This window comes from Brevundimonas sp. (assembly GCF_046295595.1).
Lineage (GTDB): Bacteria > Pseudomonadota > Alphaproteobacteria > Caulobacterales > Caulobacteraceae > Brevundimonas.
On record NZ_JBKBMX010000015.1, the window covers coordinates 29,622 to 49,005 of the forward strand.

Genomic DNA, 19,384 nt, shown 5'->3' on the forward strand with positions numbered 1-19,384 from the left:
CGGCGACACACGAAGAACGATCGGTGACCGAGGCCTTGTTGAAACACCTGCTGCCCGGCAAGCCGGGGACCGAGCCTCTGGCCGAAGCACTGAGGGCCTGCCGCCCGCACTTTGTGTGGGCGGCGGTGTTCTCGGCCTTTGTGAACCTGCTGTATCTGACGCCGACCCTGTACATGCTGCAGGTCTACGACCGCGTCGTGCCGACCGGCGGCCTGATGACGCTGGTGCTGGTCACCGTGGTCGCCGTATTCGCGCTCGCGGCCCTGGCGGCGCTGGACTGGCTGCGCGGGCGGTTGATGCTGCGGGCCGGTCTGCGTCTCGACCGCATGCTGTCCGGCAAGGTGCTGGGTCGGGTCGTCGACCTGCAGGCGCGGTTGCCGAACACGCAGGCGCTGCGTGAATTCGACCACGTCCGGGGCGCCATCAGCGGTCAGGGCATGCTGGCGCTGTTCGACGCGCCGTGGACGCCGATCTACCTGCTGTGCTGCTTCCTGCTGCACCCGGCCATCGGCGCCCTGACCCTCGTCGGCGCCGGCGTGCTGTTCGGTCTGGCCTGGCTGAACGAGCGCGATACCCGCCCGCGCCTGAAGCAGGCGATGCAGTCGCAGAATTCGGCCTATGCCGCGCAGGAGGCGGTGGCCGGCCAGGCCGAAGTCGTCCGCGCCCTCGGCATGCGCGAGTCCTCGATCGCCCGTCAGGTCGAGCAGCGCCGCCGGGCCACCGCGGCTCAGGCCGACGCCCAGCTGGCCGGGGGCCGCTATAACGGTGCGATCAAATTCCTGCGCCTGGTGCTTCAGTCGGCCGCCCTGGGTCTGGCCGCCTGGCTGGCGGTCAAGAACGAAATCTCGGTGGGCGCGATCATCGCCTCCTCGGTTCTGCTCAGCCGGGCCGTTGCTCCCATCGAAATGCTGGTCGGCGTATGGCCCAGCCTGGTGCACGGCGTCACCAGCTGGAACACCCTGTCCGATCTGTTCGCCAGCACCGCAGCGGTGGAGCGCGAACGGACCCGGCTGCCCGACCCGCTCGGCCGGCTGCAGGTCGAGGGCGTCTCGGTCCGGTTCCCGGACACCGAACAGCCGCAGCTGCGCGGCGTCAGCTTCGCCCTGGCGCCCGGGCAGACGCTGGGCGTGGTCGGCCCCAGTGGTTCGGGGAAGACAACCCTGGCCCGGGTGATCGCCGGCGCCCTGAACCCGCAGGCCGGGGCGGTCCGGCTGGACGGGGCCGAGTACAAAGCCCGCGAGGGCGACGATCTGGCGCGCTGGATCGGCTATCTGCCGCAGGTTCCCAGCCTGTTCGCCGGCTCGATCAAGGAGAATATCTCGCGCTTCTCGACCTCGGCTGGGGTCGATCAGGAAACGGCCGACCGGGCCGCCGTGGCGGCCGCCGTGGCCGCCGGAGCGCACGAGATGATTCTGCGCCTGCCCCAAGGATACGACACGGTCCTGGGACCGTTCGGGCAGGGCCTGTCGGCGGGTCAGGCCCAGCGCGTCGCCCTGGCGCGCGCGCTGTACAATGATCCGGTCCTGCTGGTGCTGGACGAGCCCAACTCGCACCTCGATCAGGAGGGCGAGGCCGCCCTGATGCAGGCCATCGTCGGGGCCGCTGCGCGCGGAGCCGCCGTGGTCGTCATCGCCCACCGGGCCGGGGTGCTGGCCCGGGTCGATCGTCTGCTGATGATGCAGGACGGCGCCATACGGCTGGAAGGGCCGCGCGAGGCGGTGCTGGAGAAGATGCGCGCCACCTCCGGCCGGCCCGGGGCGCCGACGGCCGCCCCGGAGCCGGGCCCGGCCGAGGTGCGTGCCGCATCGACCTCGAGGCGACCCCGATGACCCACGCCGACACTCCCCTGCGGCCCGGCGCCGAACCGGCGCTGGAGCCTGACAACCCGCGCCGCGAGCTGGTGACGGGCGGCGGCATCATCGTGCTGTTCTTCGGCCTCTTCCTCGGCTGGGCGGCTCTCGCCCCGCTGGACGCCGGCGCCTATGCCCAGGGTCAGATCGCGGTCTCGGGCAACCGCCAGGCCGTGCAGCACCGCGAGGGGGGCGTGGTCAGCGCCCTGCATGTCGCCGAGGGGGACACGGTCCGCCGCGGCCAGATCCTGCTGCAGCTGTCGTCGGGCGAGCTGAGGGCGACCGAGCGCGGCGTGACCAGCCAGGTCTATGCCCTGATCGCCCAACGCGCCCGACTGACCGCCGAGCGCGACCGGCTGCGCGCCATTCCGACCCCGCCCGAGTTCGCCGACCTGCCCGCCGACGACCTCGCCCTGGCGCGGGAGTCCCTGCGCATCCAGCAGCTGCAGTTCGGCGCCCGGCGAAGCGGCCGCTCGACCGAGACGGGCGTGCTGAGCCAGCGGGTGGCCCAGTTGAACGAGCAGATCGCCGGCTACCAGCGCCAGATCGACGCCAATCTGGAACAGCAGCGCCTGATCCAGGAGGAGCTGGCCGGGATGCGCAGCCTGGCCGATCAGGGGTACGCGCCCCTGACCCGGGTCCGGGCGCTGGAGCGCACGGCGGCGCAGCTGGACGGTGAGATGGGCTCGCTGCGGTCCCAGGTCGCGCGGTCGCGCGAGGCCATCGGCGAGACCCGGTTGCAGATGTCCGGCGTCTCGACCGAGCTGAACGAGGATGTCGCCGACCAGCTGCGCCAGATCGACGTACAGCTGAACGAACTGCGGCCGCGGATGACCGAACTGCGGGCCCAGATCGCCCGCACCGAGGTCCGGGCGCCGGCGTCGGGGGAAGTCGTCGGGCTGACGATCTTCACCCAGGGCGGCGTGATCCAGCCGGGGCAGACGCTGATGGAGGTCGTGCCCCAGGACGCCTCGCAGGTCATCATCGCCCAGGTCAACCCCAACGACATCGACAACCTGAGGGTCGGGCTGTCGACCGAGGTGCAATTCCCCGGCCTGCGCGAGCGCAACCCGCCGACGATCCACGGACGCGTCACCCGGATATCGGCAGACAGCTTCACCTCGGATCAGACGGGCGAGACCTACTACCGGGCCGAGATCGTGGTCCCGGCCTCGGAACTCGAGACTCTCGGGCGGGCGGCGAGTTCACTGCGCCCGGGGGCGCCGGTCCAGGTGATCATCCTGCTCAGGAAGCGGACAGCGCTGGCCTATCTGCTAGAGCCCCTGACCAACAATCTGTGGCGGTCCGGCAGCGAGCAATAACCATCCGCAGCAGGGCTGGGGCGGCTTTCGTTTTGTAGTGAAATTGAAACCCAGGACGTTATAATCTGTCCTCTTACCCGGTCGGGCGACCCCTTGCTCCGTTATTGACGGTTGCAGAGGTCGGACGCTAACGGTTGAAACATATACCGAAAGCGCGGCTGCGGAGCCGCGATCCGGTCAGGGAGATGCGGTCGATGGCGGATGGTTCCCGTGTGGTGACGCGCGATACGTCCGAGCGGCGGCGTGAAATCACGACCATGATCCGCACGCGCGGCAGCGTTCAGGTCGCCGCCCTTTCCGAACTGTTCGGCGTGTCGATGCAGACCATCCGCAAGGACCTGCACTACCTCGAGGATCACGGCGTGGCGACCCGCGCCTATGGCGGCGCCATCAGTTCCGAGGTGGTCAACGCCCATGTCGAACCGGCGATCGAGACCAAGCGCGTCAGCCATACCGAGGCCAAGGAACGGATCGGCAAACTGGCCGCCGGCATGGTCAATCCCGGGGAGTCGATCATGCTCGACTCCGGCACGACCACCTTGCAGATCGCCCGCTTCCTGCCGGACGAAGAGGACATCACCGTCGTCACCAACGACTTCGATGTGCTCGGCGTTCTCAACCAGAAGCGGAAGATCAAGATCGTCATGCTGGGCGGCGAGCTGCGCCGCAAGAACATGGCCTTCTACGGGGCGCAGACGGTGGCGGCGCTGGACGATCTGCTGCTGGACAAGCTGTTCCTCGGCGTGGACGGGCTCGACATCGAGCGCGGCATCACCACGCATCATGACGCGGAAGCGCAGCTGAACCGCAGGATGGTCGAGACGGCGCGCGAGGTCATCGCCGTCACCGACGCCTCGAAATTCGGCCGGGTCTGCTTGCACCGCATCATCGATGTCGGCGACCTCGACGTGCTGGTCACCGACACCGCCGCGCCGTCCTATATCGACGAAGCCGCGGACCGACTCGGGGTCGGCCTCTTCAAGGCCTGACGCCGTCAGCGGCGCAGCGCCGCGTCGCCCCAGGCGACGACCAGCGGCAGGTCGCTGCTGAGCGTTTCGGACCGGGCGACGATCTCGACAAGGTGGACGCCGTCGATGTCGGCGGTGAGCGAACGGGGGGCCTCGCCAAAGCGCATGGGCGGCGTTTCCGCCAGCAGCGCGCCATCGCCATAGACGGAGAAGCGCACGACGTCCCGGGTGTTGCGCGTGGAATCGTCGACGCCGACCCGGGCTTCGAAACGCGTGTGTCCGGCGTTGCGCACCTCGAGACGCGAGTTGGTCAGCACGCCGATGCCGGTTTCAAAGGTCTCGCCGCCGATGCGCAGCGCCTGGTCGTAGGGCGTCGTATCGGCCTGGGCGCCGCCCCAGCCGGTATAGGTCGGACGCTCGCCCGAGCCGCGCGTCGGGCCCCAGGCATTGCGCATGCGGTGCACGACCGGATCCGGCTCGGGCGCGATGACGCCATCCACCGCCACGTTCACGTCGCCGGGAATCTCGGACAGATAGACGCCGTCGGCCAGCTGCCGGACGCCGGACGCCTCGAACACCAGGGTCTGGCGCGGCTCGAGGGTGAAGCTCGTCTCGCCGGTGAAGGTCGATGTCGCGCCCGGCTCCCACAGGTTGCGCAGTCGCACCGGCGCGTCGCCGGCGAACTTCATCTGCGCAGCCGTCAGGGTCACGTCGGTCTGGCCGAGGCCGCGATTGAACAGGGCCACCGCCTTGCGGCCGTTCGACAGCGTCTTGACGAGGATCTGCACGTCGTCCGAGGCATAGGCGATGACGCCCTGGTGCCCGCCCGGGTCCTGGTTGAGCCCGACGATGTCGGCGTTGCCCCAGATGTCCATCAGGGTCTGCGGCGCCTGACGCAGGTCGTAGCTGATCAGCAGCGGGGCATTGATCATGGCCCAGAGCGAGAAATGCGACCGGGCTTCGGTCAGGTGGGTATGATCGAACTCGCCGTGGCCGATGAACAGGATGTCGGGGTCGTTCCAGGCACCCGGCTTGGCGTAGAGGGCGCGGGTCGAGGCGCTGTCGAAATTGTGCAGCATCCGCGTCCAGGTCGGGGTGATGTCGCCGCTGGTGCGCCACATATGGCCGACGTCCTTGCCCCAGGACCGGACGTCGGCCGAACCCCAGTTGCAGATCGCGAGGATGTAGTCGCCGTCCGGATTGTGCCGCGTCAGCGCCTCCGCCACCTCGGCGTAGAGGGCTTTGACGGCGTCCACGTCGGTGCGATTGATCGCGGCTTGGTCGATCAGCGGCGGCACGGGCGTATAGGCGTGCTCGCGCACCAGTTCGGTGTCCGGGCCGTAGACATTGATGCCGCAGGCGTCGACCTTGATGTAGTCGAAGCCCCACTCGCGGAAATAGACGCCGATGTCCTGATCGACATGGCCCTGCAGTCCGACCTCGCGCTCCGCCGTCGTGCCCTCGGGCAGGTTCGGGGAATGCAGGTCATAGGCCTGGGAACAGGCATTGCGGCCGATGTCGGTGTAGATGCCGGCCTTCAGTCCCATCGCGTGCAGGGTGTCGGTATAGGGCCGGAAGCTGGTGTCGCCGCCCTCGACCGCCGCTGACGGGAACAGCCCCGTGCGGATCTCCAGCCGCCCGTCCGTCTGCCGCCGCTTCAGCCACCAGCCATCGTCGATGTTGACATAGGTGTAGCCCAGCCGGGCCAGGCCGCTGTCGACCATGGCCTTCGCCGAGCCGAGGACCTTGGCCTCATCGACCTCGGTGCGGAAGGCGTTCCACGAGTTCCAGCCCATCGGCGGAGTGCGCGCCTGCGACCGTTCCGGGATGGACCACTCGCCGGAGGCCGCCAGCGGGTCGACCTGCGCCACGGCGGGCGTCGACAGGGCCAGGACGCAGCAGAGGGCGGCGGACGTCAGCAGGGAGCGCACGGTCATCGGATGCCTGTTCGTCAGGAGTTGCGGCTGGCGAAGAACTCGCGCTTCGCATTGCTGTAGTAGATCTTGTCGATGACCGACCGGGGCAGGGCCAGTCCAACGGCGTCGGCGTCGATGTCGTCGACGCGCTGCCTTTCCGCCGTCGCCAGATAAGTCCAGTCCTTCAGCCAGTAGTCGTGGGCCACCTTGCGGAAGCCTTCGGCGTCCTCGCCCGGATTGAGCGTCAGATCGGTGCCGTAGAGGATGCGGTCCTGATAGCGGATGAAGAAGTCGCGCACCTTCGCGTGGTCGCGAACCGACTGATACTGGATCTGGGCCATGCGGGCGGCCAGTTCGACGACGGCGTTCGGATGGGCGTCGAGGAATTTCGCCGCCTCGTCGACGCTCCACTCCAGACTGGCCATGTGCGCCCCGACGACCCGCAGGTCCGGATGGGCGGCGACCATGGCGTCGCGCCTCGCCATCAGGCTTTCATAGCTGGGCATCTCGGGGTGGAGATACATGTGGTATTCCGGGTGGTTGCTGAAATAGAGCCGGTCGTTCTCGGTCGTCATCTGATCGAGCGGCAGCCAGCAATTGCGCGGCTCGCCCTGGTGCGCGATCAACGGGATGTTCAGCGCCGCCAGATGGCTGAAGACGGGGTTCAGGCCCGCGTCGTCGATGAAGATGAGCTGTCCCTCGGCGTCACGCTCGACCATGCCGATGTTCTTCCACACCTTCACGGCCACGGCGCCCTGACGGAATTCGGAGTCGAGAGACGCCTTGGCGGCCGGGGCCCAGCCGGCGTCGCCGAAGCCCTTCATCGAGAAGGTGGCGGCGTAGTGAAAGCGCTGCGGGTCGATCCGGGTGAAATGATGGGCGACGGCGGCCTGATCGCTGACGGACGGGAAGGTCGGATAGTCGACGTTGATCGACAGGATTTCGAAATTGTCGGCCGCCGCCTGTTCGAGGAAGGCGCTGTCGGCGACATTGACGTGGACGTGCGAGTCGAACTTTCGCACCGTGGCGAAGTCCGCCACGCTGTAGGTTCCCCCGGCGGGTGTGCTGCAAGCCGACAGTGCGCAGGCGAGTAATGCGAAGGGCGCCACAAGAGTGCGTAGCAAGCGCCGGTTGATCCTCATGGCCGCCTCCATATTCCCCAAACACATATCTCTACGCAACGAAAACGAAGCTGAACGTTTCGGTGTGCGTCTTTTTGTTTGCCTTTGGAAATCGGCTTATGCAAGATCATTTCCAGACACAGGTAACAAAAGGGTGGGGCGATGATCACGGGACACCTTGTGAACCGGCGCGGCCTTCTGGCCCTCGGCGGCGGGACCATACTGGCCACGGGGGCGCTCGGCGCCGGCCGGGTGTGGGCCGCTCCGGCCGTCGTGCGTGTGGGTGACGGCGCCCTGACGATCGAGTTTGATTCCGCCCTGAAGAGCCGGCTGATTTCCGGGCCGGAGGGACAGGGCGCGCCCCTGACCGATTTCGACGCCTCCGAGACGGTGACGCTCGAAGGCGGCCAGGTCGTCGACAGCTTCTTCTTTACCGGACACAGCCAGCAGCCGGTCAGCGACCGCCACGGCCAGGGGGTGCGCCACACGGTGCGCGGCGCCTCCGCCGATGGTCTGGAGAAGACCGTAAACCTGACCTTCTACGACCGCTATCCCGGCTTTCCGCTGCTGAACGTCACCTGGCGTCACACGCGCGGGGAGCCGGTCGCCATCGAGAGCTGGCGCGTCGGGGGGCATACGCTGAAGTCATCGGGCGCCGGCTTCTGGTCCTGGTCCGGCTCGACCCATGCCGATCGCCGGGACTGGGTGCAGCCGGTGGGGGAGGGCTTCGAGCAGCCCAACTTCATGGGCATGAACGCCTCCGATTACGGGTCGGGCACGCCGGTCGCTGATGTCTGGCGGCCGGACATCGGCATCGCCGTCGGCCATGTCGAGCTGACGCCGAAGCTGATCTCCCTGCCGATCATCGCCTCGCCGGCCGGCGCCTCCGTGGCGCTGCAGGAGGCGAGGGCGGTGACCCTGGCCGCCGGCGACAGCCTGAGTTCGCTGGACGCTTTCGTCGCCGTGCACCGGCGCGACTACTATGCGACTCTTGACGCCTATCGCCGCGTCATGGCCGACCGCGGTCTGGCGGCGCCCAAGGCCCCGGAGGGGTCGTACGAGGCGATCTGGTGCGCCTGGGGCTATGACCGCAACTTCACCGTCGCCGAGGTCGAGGGCACCTACGCCAAGGTCAAGGAACTGGGCTTCAAATGGGCCGTGCTCGACGACGGCTGGCAGACCAATGAGGGCGACTGGGCCCTCGACCCGCGCAAATTCCGCACCGAGGCGGAGATGGTCTCCTTCGTCACGGCGATCCGCGCCGCCGGCCTCAAGCCCAAACTGTGGCTGGCCCCGCTGGCGGTCGATCCGGGCTCGGACCTGCTGCACGATCACACCGACATGCTGCTGCTGGACGAGAACGGCGCGGTGCAGGACGTGACCTGGTGGAACGCCTTCTATCTGTGCCCCGCCTATCAGCCGACGCGCGACTACACCCGGAACCTGATCCGCAAGATCATCGGCGAATGGGGTTATGAGGGACTGAAGCTGGACGGACAGCACATGAACGGCGTCGCGCCCTGCCACAATCCGGCGCACAACCACGCCCGTCCGGAGGAGTCGGTCGAGAAGCTGCAGGACTTCTGGAAGATGGTCTACGACACGGCGCGGGAGGCCAATCCCGAGGCCGTCGTCGAATTCTGTCCCTGCGGCACCTCCTACGCCTTCCACAACCTGCCCTACACCAACCAGGTCCCGTCGTCGGATCCGCTGTCGTCGTGGCAGGTGCGGCTCAAGGGCAAGTCGCTGAAGGCGTTGATGGGGCGCGACGCCGCCTATGCCGGCGACCACGTCGAACTCAGCGACGGCGGGAACGACTTCGCCTCGTCGGTCGGCATCGGCGCGGTCATCTCGACCAAATTCACCTGGCCGAACGAGGGCCGGGGCAAGGACGCCAATTTCCGCCTGACGCCCGAGCGCGAAGCGGTGTGGCGCAAATGGGCCGACCTCTACAATGCGAAGATGCTGCCCAAGGGCCAGTACCTCGGGGAGCTGTATGACATAGGCTTCGACAAGCCCGAGGCGCATGCGATCGAGAAGGACGGCCGGCTGTATTACGCCTTCTATGCCCCGCAGTGGGACGGGCCGGTCGAACTGCGCGGTCTTGGCGCGGGCGGCTATCGCCTGACCGACTACGTCAACGGCGTGGATCTGGGCGCGGTGACAGGGCCGATGGCCCGCATCCCCGCCCGGTTCGAGAAATCCCTGCTGATTGAAGCCATTCCCGTGCAAGGCGGCCGCGCATGACCGATACCTCCGCGGCCCCGACGCCCGCAGCCCAGACGCCTGCAACCCCGCCGCCCGCGCCCGCCGTCACGTCCCGGCGCTGGCTGATCTTCGCCTTCCTGACCGTCGCCCTGTGGGGCGTGTGGGGGGCGTTCGCCGGCATATCCGCCCAGCGCGGCTTCCCGGAGACGCTGGTCTACTGCGTGTGGGCGGTGACCATGATCCTGCCGGCGGTCATCGTCATGCAGCGCGAGAAATGGAAGCTCGACCGCGACCCAAAGTCGATCTTCTACGGCCTGCTGATCGGCCTGACCGGCGCCGGCGGCCAGATGATCCTGTTCTATGCCGTGACGACGGGCCCGGCCTATCTCGTCTTCCCGATCATTTCCCTGTCGCCGCTGATCACCATCCTGCTGTCGTTCGTCCTGCTGAAGGAGCGCACGTCGCGGCTGGGGGCCATCGGCGTGGTGCTGGCGCTGATCGCCCTGCCGCTGTTCGACTTCTCGCCCCAGGGATTTTCGTTCGCCCAGGGCTCGACCTGGTTCCCGCTGGCCCTGATCATCATGGCCTGCTGGGGCGTCCAGGCCTATTTCATGAAGCTGGCCAACACCCACATGCGCGCCGAGAGCATCTTCTTCTACATGATGCTGAGTGGCCTGTTGCTGGCGCCGGTGGCCCTCGCGATGACGGACTTTTCAAGGCCGATCAACTGGGGCTGGGACGGGCCTTGGCTGGCCGCGGGAATCCAGATGCTCAACGCCCTCGGCGCCCTCTCGCTCGTCTATGCCTTTCGCTACGGCAAGGCGATCGTGGTCGCGCCGCTCACCAACGCCGGCGGGCCGCTGGCCACCGCGGTCATCTCGCTGCTGATCATCGGCGTCGTGCCCGGCGACCTGAAGATGGTCGGCCTGGCGCTGGCCGTTATCGCCTCGGCGCTTCTGGCCACGGCCCCCTAGGCGGCAGTTCGGCGTTCTTCGAAGGAGGCCGCCGTCGGTTGTCGTCGGGGCATCCGGGAGGTCGCCCAACCGGACGTTATTTTTGAACCGAGGTTTCGGTTTCCTTGTTTTGATTGCGGTTGACCGTATATTGACCGAGGGAGCGGTCCGTTACCGAAGGAAATTCTCATGAAGGCGATGCTCGACCTGGTCGCCCGGCACAAGTCCGGTCAGGCCTGCGGCGTCTATTCGGTCTGCTCGGCCCATCCGCTGGTGATCGAGGCGGCCTTCGTCCATGCCCTCGACGCCGGCGTCGACGTGGTCCTGGTCGAGGCGACCTGCAACCAGGTCAATCAGGACGGCGGCTACACCGGCATGACGCCGGAGATGTTCCGCGACTTCGTCCACGCCATCGCCCGCAAGGTCGGCCTGTCGGACGAACGCGTCCTGCTGGGCGGCGACCATCTGGGGCCCAATCCGTGGACCGGCCTCGCCGCCGAAGACGCCATGGCGAAGGCCGAGGTGCTGATCCAGCAGTATGTCGCGGCCGGATTCCGCAAGATCCACGCCGACTGTTCCATGTCGTGCGCCGACGATCCGGTCCCGCTGCCGGAGGATGTCATCGCCCGCCGCGCCGCCCGCCTGATCAAGGTCGCCGAGACGACGCAACAGCGGGTCGGCGGCGAGCCCTGCGTCTATGTCATCGGCACCGAAGTGCCCGTGCCCGGCGGCGCGGCCGAGGACCTGCCCGAGCTTGAGGTGACGACGCCCGATGCGGCGATCGCCACCATCGAGGCCCACCGCGCCATCTTCGCGGAGGAGGGGCTGTCGCAGGCCTGGCCGCGCGTTATCGCCGTGGTCGTCCAGCCCGGCGTCGAGTTCGACCACCACAAGGTCATCGACTACGATCGGGTGAAGGCCATCAGACTGAGCGCCGCGCTCGACGACGAGCCGCATATCGTCTTCGAGGCCCATTCGACGGACTACCAGACCCCGGGTGCGCTGAAGGCGCTGGTCGAGGACCATTTCGCCATCCTCAAGGTCGGGCCGGGCGTCACCTTCGCCCTGCGCGAGGCCCTGTGGGCGCTGGACGCCATCGAACGCGAATGGATCGGCCAGGACCGCGCCTCCGGCTTCCGTCGCATCGCCATCGAACGGATGAAGGCCGATCCGCGCAACTGGGCCAAATATTATCACGCCGCCGGCGCAGAGCTGGAGTTCGACCTCCAGTACAGTTTCTCGGACCGGATCCGCTACTATTGGCCGGACCCGCAGATCGCCGCCGCCCAGGAGAGGATGTTCGCCAACCTCACCGCCAATCCGCCGCCCCTGCCGCTGGTCAGCCAGTATCTGCCAGGGGCCAACGCCGCCCTGCGCGACCGCGCCCTGAGCCCCGATCCGGCCCGTCTGACGATCGCCCATATCGGCGCGACGCTGGAAGCCTATCGCGCGGCCTGCACCCCTGAGCCGGAGTATGTCGATGTCTGACATCACCCACCTTGGCCTCGAAGAGTCCGAACTGGAGCGCCTCGGCGCGCTGTGGACGGCGCGCGAGATCGCCCAGCAGCCAACCATGCTGCGCGAGACGCAAAAGCTGCTGATGGCCCGCCGCGCTGAGATCGAGGCCTTTCTCGCCCCGCTTCTGGCCGCCCGCGATCTTCGCATCATCCTGACGGGGGCGGGCACGTCCGCCTTCGCCGGCGAGTGCCTGGCGCCGGTGCTGTCCACGCGTCTCGGCCGCCGGGTAGAGGCCGTCCCGACGACGGACATCGTCTCCGCACCGCACCTGTATCTGGAGGCGGACACGCCGACCCTGCTCGTCTCCTTCGGGCGGTCCGGCAACAGCCCGGAGAGCGTCGCGGCCATCGAGCTCGCTGACCGGCTCGTCAAGACGCTGGGCCACCTCGTCATCACCTGCAACGCCGACGGCGCCCTGGCGGCGTACGGTCAGGGCGCGCGCGGCCTGACCGTGCAACTCCCCGAACCGACGCATGACCGCAGCTTCGCCATGACGTCCAGTTTCACCACCATGACCTACGCCGCCCTCGCGGTGTTCAGCGGCATCGCGGTCATGGACGAGCGGGTCGACGCCATCGCGCGGGCGACCCAGACCGTCATCACCGACTATACGTCTGTCATGCAGGCGGCCGCGGCGGAAAACTACGAGCGCGTCGTCTACCTCGGCAGCCACATCTTCAAGGGGCTGGCGCGCGAGTCGGGGCTCAAGCTTCTCGAACTGACCAATGGCGCCCTGGTGACCATGTTCGATTCACCGCTCGGCTTCCGCCATGGGCCAAAAACCATCGTCAACGACCGGACGCTGATCGTCGTCTTCTTCTCCAACAACGCCTATACGCGCAGCTACGATGTCGATCTTCTCGACGAGCTTCGACGCGACAACGCCGCCGCCCGGGTCGTCGCCATCACGGCCCAGGACGGCGTCGGCTTGAACAAGGGCGACGAAATCAGCATTCCTGGACTTGAGACGGCGGATGACGCCGACCTGCTCGTGCCCTTCATCGTCGCGCCGCAGATCCTGGCCTTCTTCGAGTCGCTGCGCCTCGGGCTGAGGCCGGACAAACCCAATACCTCGGGCACGGTCAACCGTGTCGTGCAGGGCGTGCGCATCCACGAGCTGGGTTGATGACGGGGGAGGGGGAGACGGGAAAGACGGGCCGGTCCGACGGGTGTTTTCTGGGCGTCGACGGCGGCGGCACCAAGACCGCTTTCGTCCTGACCGACCGCGCCGGGCGCGAGCTGGCCCGGCACGAGGGTGGGTCCAGCTACTACATCCAGATCGGCGTCGAAGGCCTGCACACCCTGTTGCAGGAAGGCGTCGAGGCGGTGTTGGGCCAGGCGGGGGCCTCGCCGGATGACGTCATCTTCGCCTTCTTCGGCCTGCCCGCCCACGGCGAGGATTCCCAGATCCAGCCGTTCCTCGATGTGATCCCCGAGGCCCTGCTCGGCCATCATCGATACGCGTGTGGAAATGACATGATCTGCGGCTGGGCCGGGTCGCTGGGCGGCGAGGACGGTATCAACATCGTCGCCGGCACCGGCTCGATCGGCTATGGCGAGCGCCAGGGCCTGTCCGCCCGCGGCGGCGGCTGGGGCGAGGTCTTTTCCGACGAAGGCTCGGCCTACTGGATCGCCGTTCAGGGGCTCAACCTGTTCTCGCGCATGGCCGACGGCCGGCTGCCGCGCGGACCGCTGTACGACCTGTTGATGCGCGAGCTTGAGCTCAAGACCGAGCTCGACCTGTGCGCCTATGTCTATTCCCGGACGACGGCCCAGCGGGACCGCATCGCCGCCCTGTCGCGTCTGGTCGCCGTCGCGGCGGCGCAGGGCGACGAGGCGGCGCGGCGCGTCTTCACCCAGGCGGGTCAGGAGCTGGCGGCGGTCGTGGACTCCATCCGGCGGCGGCTGCAGTACCCGCCGGGCGAGCCGGTGAACCTGTCCTATTCCGGCGGGGTGTTCGCCAGCGGCGAGCTCATCCTCCAACCCTTCCGGCGGCGGCTTTCAGCCTGGTCGCCGGACTATCGTCTGGTGACGCCGCGCTACAGCCCGGCGATCGGCGCTGTCATCCATGCGGCGCGTCTCAGCGGCCATGGTCTCAAACTGCCGGTCGAGGTCTGACGGCCTGTCTGGCGCAAGGAAACCCGGGGGCTCCGCCTCCGCGCCAGAGACTTGCCGCCTGGCCCTGCTCGACATTTTCGCAACGAAGGTCATCGTGGTGTGAACTTTCGTTACGTAGCGATTTGACAGTTTCGCGAAACAGTAGTTACTTTTTGTATCATATTTTGGCCACGAACCGAAATGTCGGGCGCGGTCGGGGTAATCATCGTCGATCATGCGAGAATAGGGGTTCGCCATGTCACGTCGTCCATCTCACCGTAGCGCCATTATGGCCGGCGTCGGCATCGCCGCCCTGCTTTCCGCGGGCGCCGCCCAGGCGCAAACCGCCCCCGCGATCCCCGACCCCGCGACCAGCGCCGCCGAGGCCCAATCCCCCGAGGAGGCCCAGGCGCTCGACGAGATCATCGTCATGGGCGTGCGCGGCAGCGTCGCCCGCGCCGTCCGGCTGAAGCGGGACGCGGCCACGGTCCAGGACTCGATCAGCGCCCTCGAACTGGGCATGTTCCCCGACGACAACGTCGCCGACTCGCTAAGCCACATTACCGGGGTTTCGATTTCCCGGACGGCCGGCGGCGAGGGTCAGTCGGTCAGCGTCCGGGGCCTCGGTCCCGAATACACCCTGTCGACGTTCAACGGCCGCATCCTCGCCACCGACGGCGCGGGACGCGACTTCGCCTATGACGTGCTGCCGTCCGACGTCATCAGCGGCGCCGATGTGATCAAGGGCGCCGAGGCGGCGAACACGGAAGGCGCCATCGGCGGCCTGATCAACCTGCGCTCGGCCAGCCCGTTCGACTCCCCGGGCCAGCAGGGCATCATCCGCCTCGAAGGCGACCGCAACCGGATGTCCGAGCTGGACGGCCGCAAGCTGTCGGCCGTGTACAGCAACACCTTCCTTGACGGCACACTCGGCCTTCTGGTCGGGATCGTGGCCGAGGAGCGCGACGACCGCACGGACGTCGCCGGCAATGACGGCGGCTGGTCGCGCAACGCCGATCCGACCGACGAAAGCTGGCTCTGGGGCAACACCTGGGGCGGCGCGATCGACCCGAACAACAACGGCGTGCTGGATCCGGCGGAGTACGGCCTCATCGGTCCGGGACAGTTCCGCGTCGGCTCGATCCTCGAGGAGAAGAAGCGCAACGCCTATACGGCCAAGCTGGAGTGGCGGCCGTCGGACAATTTCCGCCTCGTCGTCGACGGGCTGTCGACCAAGCTCGACTCCCCGCAGGTCGGCTACCAACAGTCGTTCTACACCCTGTATGCGCCCGGCCGCTGGTCGAACATGCAGATCAATGACGGCATCGTCACCAGCTTCGACATGACGAACCCCGATCCCGAACTGCGCCTCAATCCGGAGCTGCTCAACCAGACCACCTACCGCGTCGTCGAGACCCAGCTCTATGGCGTCAACGCCGAATGGAATGTGTCGGACACCCTGACCCTGACCGGCGACGTCTACCTCTCGACCTCCAGCCGCAGCTCCGGCGGGCAGGACAGCTATGTCGTGCTGCGCATGAATCAGCCCAACACGGCGAGCGTAGAGCTGAGCGGCGCCCGGGTGCCGAACGTCACGGTGAATTTCGCCGACGGACGCGACCTGGCCACCGGTCTGGCCAACGGCCAGTTCACCGACGCCGACTTCAACACCCACTATTTCTCGCTCGCCGGCGACAATATCGACGACGAGATCACCGGCGCCTCGTTCAAGGGGCAGTGGGAGGTCGAACGCGGCTGGCTGGCCAATGTCCAGTTCGGCGTCACCTACACCGACCGCACCAAGTCGCGCGACCTGGTCAACAACTCGCTGACCGGCGGGGCCGACTACTATTCCGGCAACTATGCGATCAACGTCGGCGACCTCGGCGGCGGCGTGATTTCGAACAGCTTCAACCTGCCGAACTTCATGAGCGAGGTGGACGCCCAGTTCCCGCGCACCTTCCTCGCCTTCGATATCGCCACCTATCAGGCGGCGCTGGCCGCCTATGACGGCACGCCGCGGCCGGGCGGCGGGGTCTATGACTATTCCGCCGCGGCTCCGACCTGGAACCCGCTGCAAAGCTACCGGGTCGGCGAGGAGTCCTGGGCCGGCTTCGTCCAGGCCAATCTGGAGGCCGAGCGCTGGAGCGGCAATGTCGGCGTGCGCGTCGTGCAGACGACCACCAACGCCCAGGCCTGGGACGCGAAAATCCTTGAGATCATCGAGAACGGCGCCTTCAACTATACGGCCATCTACGACGACCCGACGGAGATCACCCAGGAGAACGAATACACCTACGTCCTGCCGTCGCTGAACCTCAACTATCGCTTCACCGAAGAGCTGCGCCTGCGACTGGGCGCGGCCAAGACCATGGCCCGGCCGTCGGTCGAGACCCTGGCGCCGACCAACACCACCGAAAGCGTGTCCTGGGGCGAGTTCACCCAGATCTACAGCGGCAACGCGGCGCTCAAGCCCTATTCCGCTGTCCAGTACGACGCGTCGCTCGAGTACTATTTCCGCCCGGACTCGATCTTCAACATCGCCGTGTTCAAGAAGGATATCGAGGACCAGATCACCACCAGCTGGGAGCCGGGTCAGGACATCGGGGTCCCCGGGTATCTGTTCAACGTCAGCCGTCCGATCAACGGTGACACGGCCGAGGTGCATGGCGTCGAGGTCGGGCTGCAGCACTTCATGGACAACGGCTTCGGCCTGCGCGCGCAATATACGCGCAACTGGTCGAAGAGCTTCGTCGGCGATGAGGAGCGGCCGCTCGAAGGCATCGCGCCGTCGGTCTATTCGCTGGGCGCCTTCTACGAGCGCGGCCCGCTGTCGCTCAGCGTCTCGGCCGATCACACCGATGGCTTCACCACGGCGATCAATGTGCTCGGCGAAGGCTACAACGAAGAGTCCGACCCGATCACCTGGGTCACGGCCCACGCCTCGTACAAGATCAACGACAATATCGACATCTCGATCGAGGGCCAGAACCTGCTGGACGAGGCCAATACCTACAGCATCAACGGCAATCCGCTGCTGCCGCAGGGCTATTACCGCTACGGGGCCTCGTACAAGCTGGGCCTGAGCTACCGCTTCTAGACGGATCCGCCGCCGGGTTCTTGCGGGCCCGGCGGCCACGCGTCCCTGCGCCGGGATCCGGAGCAGGTCCCTGAACCACGCCGAACCGGACGCTGGACCACCGCCCAGTCCGTCCGTGCAGCGTCGCCGTCCTGCGGAGACTCCGAACCGACACCATCGGGGGCTGCGGCTGCCCGGCTTTCCATGGCGAATGCTGCCCGCCCGGTGAACGGGCCGGGTGTTCGACCTTGTCGGGCGCACCCGGCGCCGGAGGATGTCGGCATCCTGCTTCAGGACGGCGTAGGCGAGCATGTCAGGAGCCCGGCGATGCGCGCGACTATTTCGACAGCATCGAGCACCGCCTTGGCAAGCGCCGGGGTCGGCATGATCGCGGAAGCTTTTCGGCCGGCTGGAGGGGCGCTTCCCGTGGCGCGACCGCCGGAGAGCTGCAGGCCCGGCTCGATCACTACCACGGCGTCAGGCTCTACCGTCTTCGACGGCCTCACCATGTTCGGGACGACGTCGTCGCGGCGCGGGTTCATCCCGACCCCTGAGACCGCCGAGCGCGGTCACGGCGGCGCGGATTGAAAAGCCAACTACGGACAGTCTGTCTGTCTCCGGTGAACGAAGGCGCGTTCCTGTCGGGCTACGTCCGGGTTTGCAGGAACCCGGCAGTTATCCAGGAAGAGCCGTGGCGGACAGAGAGGGAGCCGTATTTCGCCGAAATAACAGACGCTTGGCCCGTCTAACGAGGTCGATTGGGGCCATTGATTGCAAATGGGTTTTCGGGTCTCTGGCTACTCTGGAAATCACCGATGGATCCGGTTTCTCCACTGATGCGAGCAGCAGCCTGTGATCCGGGAACTGCTCGATCCCGAGAACTTCGTCGCGGCCAAGTTCGCTTGGCACCAGTGCATCGTTCGGGATCCCGATCTCTCACTGCAAGCAAAGGCTGTCGCCGGCTTCGTTCTTCATGATCTGAATGCCCGCGAAGGCTGCGCTTGGCGGGGCCAGGAGGGTATGGCCGAGGGGCTTGGGATCGGCGTTCGCCAACTCCGCCGGCTTATGGATGACCTTTCCCGAGCGGGATACCTTCAGATTGAGGTTCGGCGGGGCCGAGGGCGGACAAACATCTGCCGTGCCACGCTTCCGCTGGATCGACCATCTGAGCCGAAACATAATCGGCCGCCAGCGGCCGCTGAACCAGTGGAAATGCGGTCAGCAACGTCCGCTCAAGCGGGCCGAAACCGGACAGGTTCGACGAGAAAACCGGACTTGGATGGCCGACAATACCTTGAAGACTCCATTGATAAGTTTGCTAGGGCGCGGCGCCCCGTGGTGCCCTCGAAGGGGCTGCCGCCACCATTCGAGCGTTCGGACATTCGGTTGCTTGTTCGCCATCTCGGGGGCGAAGCAGCCGCGGTGAGCTATCTCGACGGATCGCGATGGGACGATCAGGAGAAATGCGTCATCTGCCGCACCGAGACCGGCTTCACCAGGCTGACGGCGATTGCCGGGGATGCTTTGAACAGGTTGGGTGTCTCGATCTGTGCGCCGCAGAAACGAGCGCGTCAGATCGCAGCATAGTCGGCTGGTTTTCCGAGCTCGGAAGGGTGCCATGCGCGCGTGCCAATGCCGCCAGATTTGCGTCGATGGGGAATCAGAACATTGTTCTTCGAGCTTGGCTCCATCGGAGTGTCGCCGTGTCGTTCTGGAGGATTGCCGAACTGGTCGCCGATCGGAGAGCGGCAGGGGCGTTTGCGGATCGGGTGACGGCCCTAAGTCAGGCAGGCCTGCTGAACGAGTATGAGGAAAAATTCCTCGCGTCCATCAGCCAACACTTGGCGTCCGAGCCGCTGACACCTCGCCAAGCGTCCGTACTTTATACGATCTGGATCGAGCGGCGGCCCAGAGACCGTTCGGGGGGAGTGTCTCTGAAGTCCGTCGTCAAAGCGCTAGACGCCATCTCCTTGGATCTTGATGACGACGAAGAGGGTGTTCTGAAAGAGCTCCTCGAAATTGGGGCCGCGGCGCAACTCGCCGATATAAATCGTGCGGCTCGCTTGGCCGTAAATCATGAGCTCGACTTCCAGCCGATCTACCGCGGATGGCGGGTTGAGAGCGATGCCGACGAGCGTTCCGTGCAGGCGCTAGCTGGCGACCACACGAGGATGCAGCAGCGGAAACCTTCGAAGGCTCGCGGCTTCTCAGAAATGTCCGAGGGCTCCAGATCAAGCGGTGCCGATCTTGGACCTCTGTTGATGGCGCTCAGCTCGCTTGAGGCAGCGATTAACCAACCCACCACTCCGCCAAAGTCAGCCGGCGGCGCACTCTAGCGGCTTGCCAGACTGG

The 19,384-nt window shown here is 66.8% G+C and carries 14 protein-coding genes; 11 read left to right on the forward strand and 3 right to left on the reverse strand.

Annotation, left to right across the window (positions count from 1 at the left end):
- Positions 1 to 23: 23 nt before the first annotated feature.
- The 3 genes from ACK4JY_RS10775 to agaR all read left to right on the forward strand — a co-directional run bounded on the left by ACK4JY_RS10775 (position 24) and on the right by agaR (position 4,161).
- A complete protein-coding gene (locus ACK4JY_RS10775) occupies positions 24 to 1,829 on the forward strand; it encodes a type I secretion system permease/ATPase (RefSeq protein WP_409605524.1) in 1,806 nt (601 codons plus the stop codon).
- Complete coding sequence (locus ACK4JY_RS10780) at positions 1,826 to 3,172, forward strand: HlyD family type I secretion periplasmic adaptor subunit (protein WP_409605526.1); 1,347 nt, start codon at positions 1,826 to 1,828, stop codon at positions 3,170 to 3,172. Before ACK4JY_RS10775 ends, ACK4JY_RS10780 begins: the two co-directional genes overlap by 4 nt.
- Before the next feature lie 194 nt (positions 3,173 to 3,366).
- Positions 3,367 to 4,161 carry a transcriptional repressor AgaR gene (agaR, locus tag ACK4JY_RS10785; RefSeq protein WP_409605528.1) on the forward strand — a complete coding sequence of 265 codons (795 nt, stop codon included), beginning with the start codon at positions 3,367 to 3,369 and terminating at the stop codon, positions 4,159 to 4,161.
- 5 nt (positions 4,162 to 4,166) lie between these two features.
- Here the strand turns inward: agaR and ACK4JY_RS10790 are convergent, their stop codons facing one another.
- The gene (locus tag ACK4JY_RS10790; protein ID WP_409605530.1) at positions 4,167 to 6,077 is read right to left on the reverse strand and encodes an NPCBM/NEW2 domain-containing protein; all 1,911 of its coding nucleotides are present in this window, start codon (positions 6,075 to 6,077) and stop codon (positions 4,167 to 4,169) included.
- 14 nt (positions 6,078 to 6,091) lie between these two features.
- Positions 6,092 to 7,096: an amidohydrolase family protein gene (locus ACK4JY_RS10795; protein WP_409605532.1), complete on the reverse strand. Its 1,005-nt coding sequence runs from the start codon at positions 7,094 to 7,096 to the stop codon at positions 6,092 to 6,094.
- A 243-nt stretch (positions 7,097 to 7,339) separates the two neighbouring features.
- Here ACK4JY_RS10795 and ACK4JY_RS10800 point away from each other — a divergent pair, with 243 nt between their 5' ends.
- The 6 genes from ACK4JY_RS10800 (at position 7,340) to ACK4JY_RS10825 (ending at position 17,053) form a co-directional block, all read left to right on the forward strand.
- Positions 7,340 to 9,424 carry a glycoside hydrolase family 36 protein gene (locus tag ACK4JY_RS10800; RefSeq protein WP_409605534.1) on the forward strand — a complete coding sequence of 695 codons (2,085 nt, stop codon included), beginning with the start codon at positions 7,340 to 7,342 and terminating at the stop codon, positions 9,422 to 9,424.
- Complete coding sequence (locus tag ACK4JY_RS10805; protein WP_409605536.1) at positions 9,421 to 10,359, forward strand: EamA family transporter; 939 nt, start codon at positions 9,421 to 9,423, stop codon at positions 10,357 to 10,359. The genes ACK4JY_RS10800 and ACK4JY_RS10805 overlap by 4 nt, the downstream gene beginning before the upstream one ends.
- Before the next feature lie 168 nt (positions 10,360 to 10,527).
- Complete coding sequence (locus ACK4JY_RS10810; RefSeq protein WP_409605538.1) at positions 10,528 to 11,826, forward strand: D-tagatose-bisphosphate aldolase, class II, non-catalytic subunit; 1,299 nt, start codon at positions 10,528 to 10,530, stop codon at positions 11,824 to 11,826.
- Entirely contained in the window at positions 11,819 to 12,982 is a 1,164-nt protein-coding gene (locus tag ACK4JY_RS10815; RefSeq protein WP_409605540.1) for an SIS domain-containing protein, read from the forward strand. The genes ACK4JY_RS10810 and ACK4JY_RS10815 overlap by 8 nt, the downstream gene beginning before the upstream one ends.
- Positions 12,982 to 13,974 carry an N-acetylglucosamine kinase gene (locus ACK4JY_RS10820; protein WP_409605542.1) on the forward strand — a complete coding sequence of 331 codons (993 nt, stop codon included), beginning with the start codon at positions 12,982 to 12,984 and terminating at the stop codon, positions 13,972 to 13,974. Before ACK4JY_RS10815 ends, ACK4JY_RS10820 begins: the two co-directional genes overlap by 1 nt.
- A gap of 268 nt (positions 13,975 to 14,242) precedes the next feature.
- A complete protein-coding gene (locus ACK4JY_RS10825; RefSeq protein WP_409605544.1) occupies positions 14,243 to 17,053 on the forward strand; it encodes a TonB-dependent receptor in 2,811 nt (936 codons plus the stop codon).
- A 269-nt stretch (positions 17,054 to 17,322) separates the two neighbouring features.
- On the opposite strand, the gene ACK4JY_RS10830 is transcribed toward ACK4JY_RS10825, so the two are convergent.
- A complete protein-coding gene (locus tag ACK4JY_RS10830) occupies positions 17,323 to 17,574 on the reverse strand; it encodes a hypothetical protein (protein ID WP_409605546.1) in 252 nt (83 codons plus the stop codon).
- A gap of 310 nt (positions 17,575 to 17,884) precedes the next feature.
- Here ACK4JY_RS10830 and ACK4JY_RS10835 point away from each other — a divergent pair, with 310 nt between their 5' ends.
- Positions 17,885 to 18,619: a hypothetical protein gene (locus ACK4JY_RS10835; RefSeq protein WP_409605548.1), complete on the forward strand. Its 735-nt coding sequence runs from the start codon at positions 17,885 to 17,887 to the stop codon at positions 18,617 to 18,619.
- Positions 18,620 to 18,735: 116 nt separating this feature from the next.
- The gene (locus tag ACK4JY_RS10840; RefSeq protein WP_409605549.1) at positions 18,736 to 19,368 is read left to right on the forward strand and encodes a hypothetical protein; all 633 of its coding nucleotides are present in this window, start codon (positions 18,736 to 18,738) and stop codon (positions 19,366 to 19,368) included.
- Positions 19,369 to 19,384: the final 16 nt, after the last annotated feature.

Coding starts and splice junctions, on each gene's coding strand:
- ACK4JY_RS10810 (WP_409605538.1), top strand. CDS start 10,528: ATGAAGGCGATGCTCGACCTGGTCGCCCGGCACAAGTCCGGTCAGGCC.
- ACK4JY_RS10830 (WP_409605546.1), bottom strand. CDS start 17,574: ATGAACCCGCGCCGCGACGACGTCGTCCCGAACATGGTGAGGCCGTCG.
- agaR (WP_409605528.1), top strand. CDS start 3,367: ATGGCGGATGGTTCCCGTGTGGTGACGCGCGATACGTCCGAGCGGCGG.
- ACK4JY_RS10780 (WP_409605526.1), top strand. CDS start 1,826: ATGACCCACGCCGACACTCCCCTGCGGCCCGGCGCCGAACCGGCGCTG.
- ACK4JY_RS10805 (WP_409605536.1), top strand. CDS start 9,421: ATGACCGATACCTCCGCGGCCCCGACGCCCGCAGCCCAGACGCCTGCA.
- ACK4JY_RS10815 (WP_409605540.1), top strand. CDS start 11,819: ATGTCTGACATCACCCACCTTGGCCTCGAAGAGTCCGAACTGGAGCGC.
- ACK4JY_RS10820 (WP_409605542.1), top strand. CDS start 12,982: ATGACGGGGGAGGGGGAGACGGGAAAGACGGGCCGGTCCGACGGGTGT.
- ACK4JY_RS10825 (WP_409605544.1), top strand. CDS start 14,243: ATGGCCGGCGTCGGCATCGCCGCCCTGCTTTCCGCGGGCGCCGCCCAG.
- ACK4JY_RS10800 (WP_409605534.1), top strand. CDS start 7,340: ATGATCACGGGACACCTTGTGAACCGGCGCGGCCTTCTGGCCCTCGGC.
- ACK4JY_RS10790 (WP_409605530.1), bottom strand. CDS start 6,077: ATGACCGTGCGCTCCCTGCTGACGTCCGCCGCCCTCTGCTGCGTCCTG.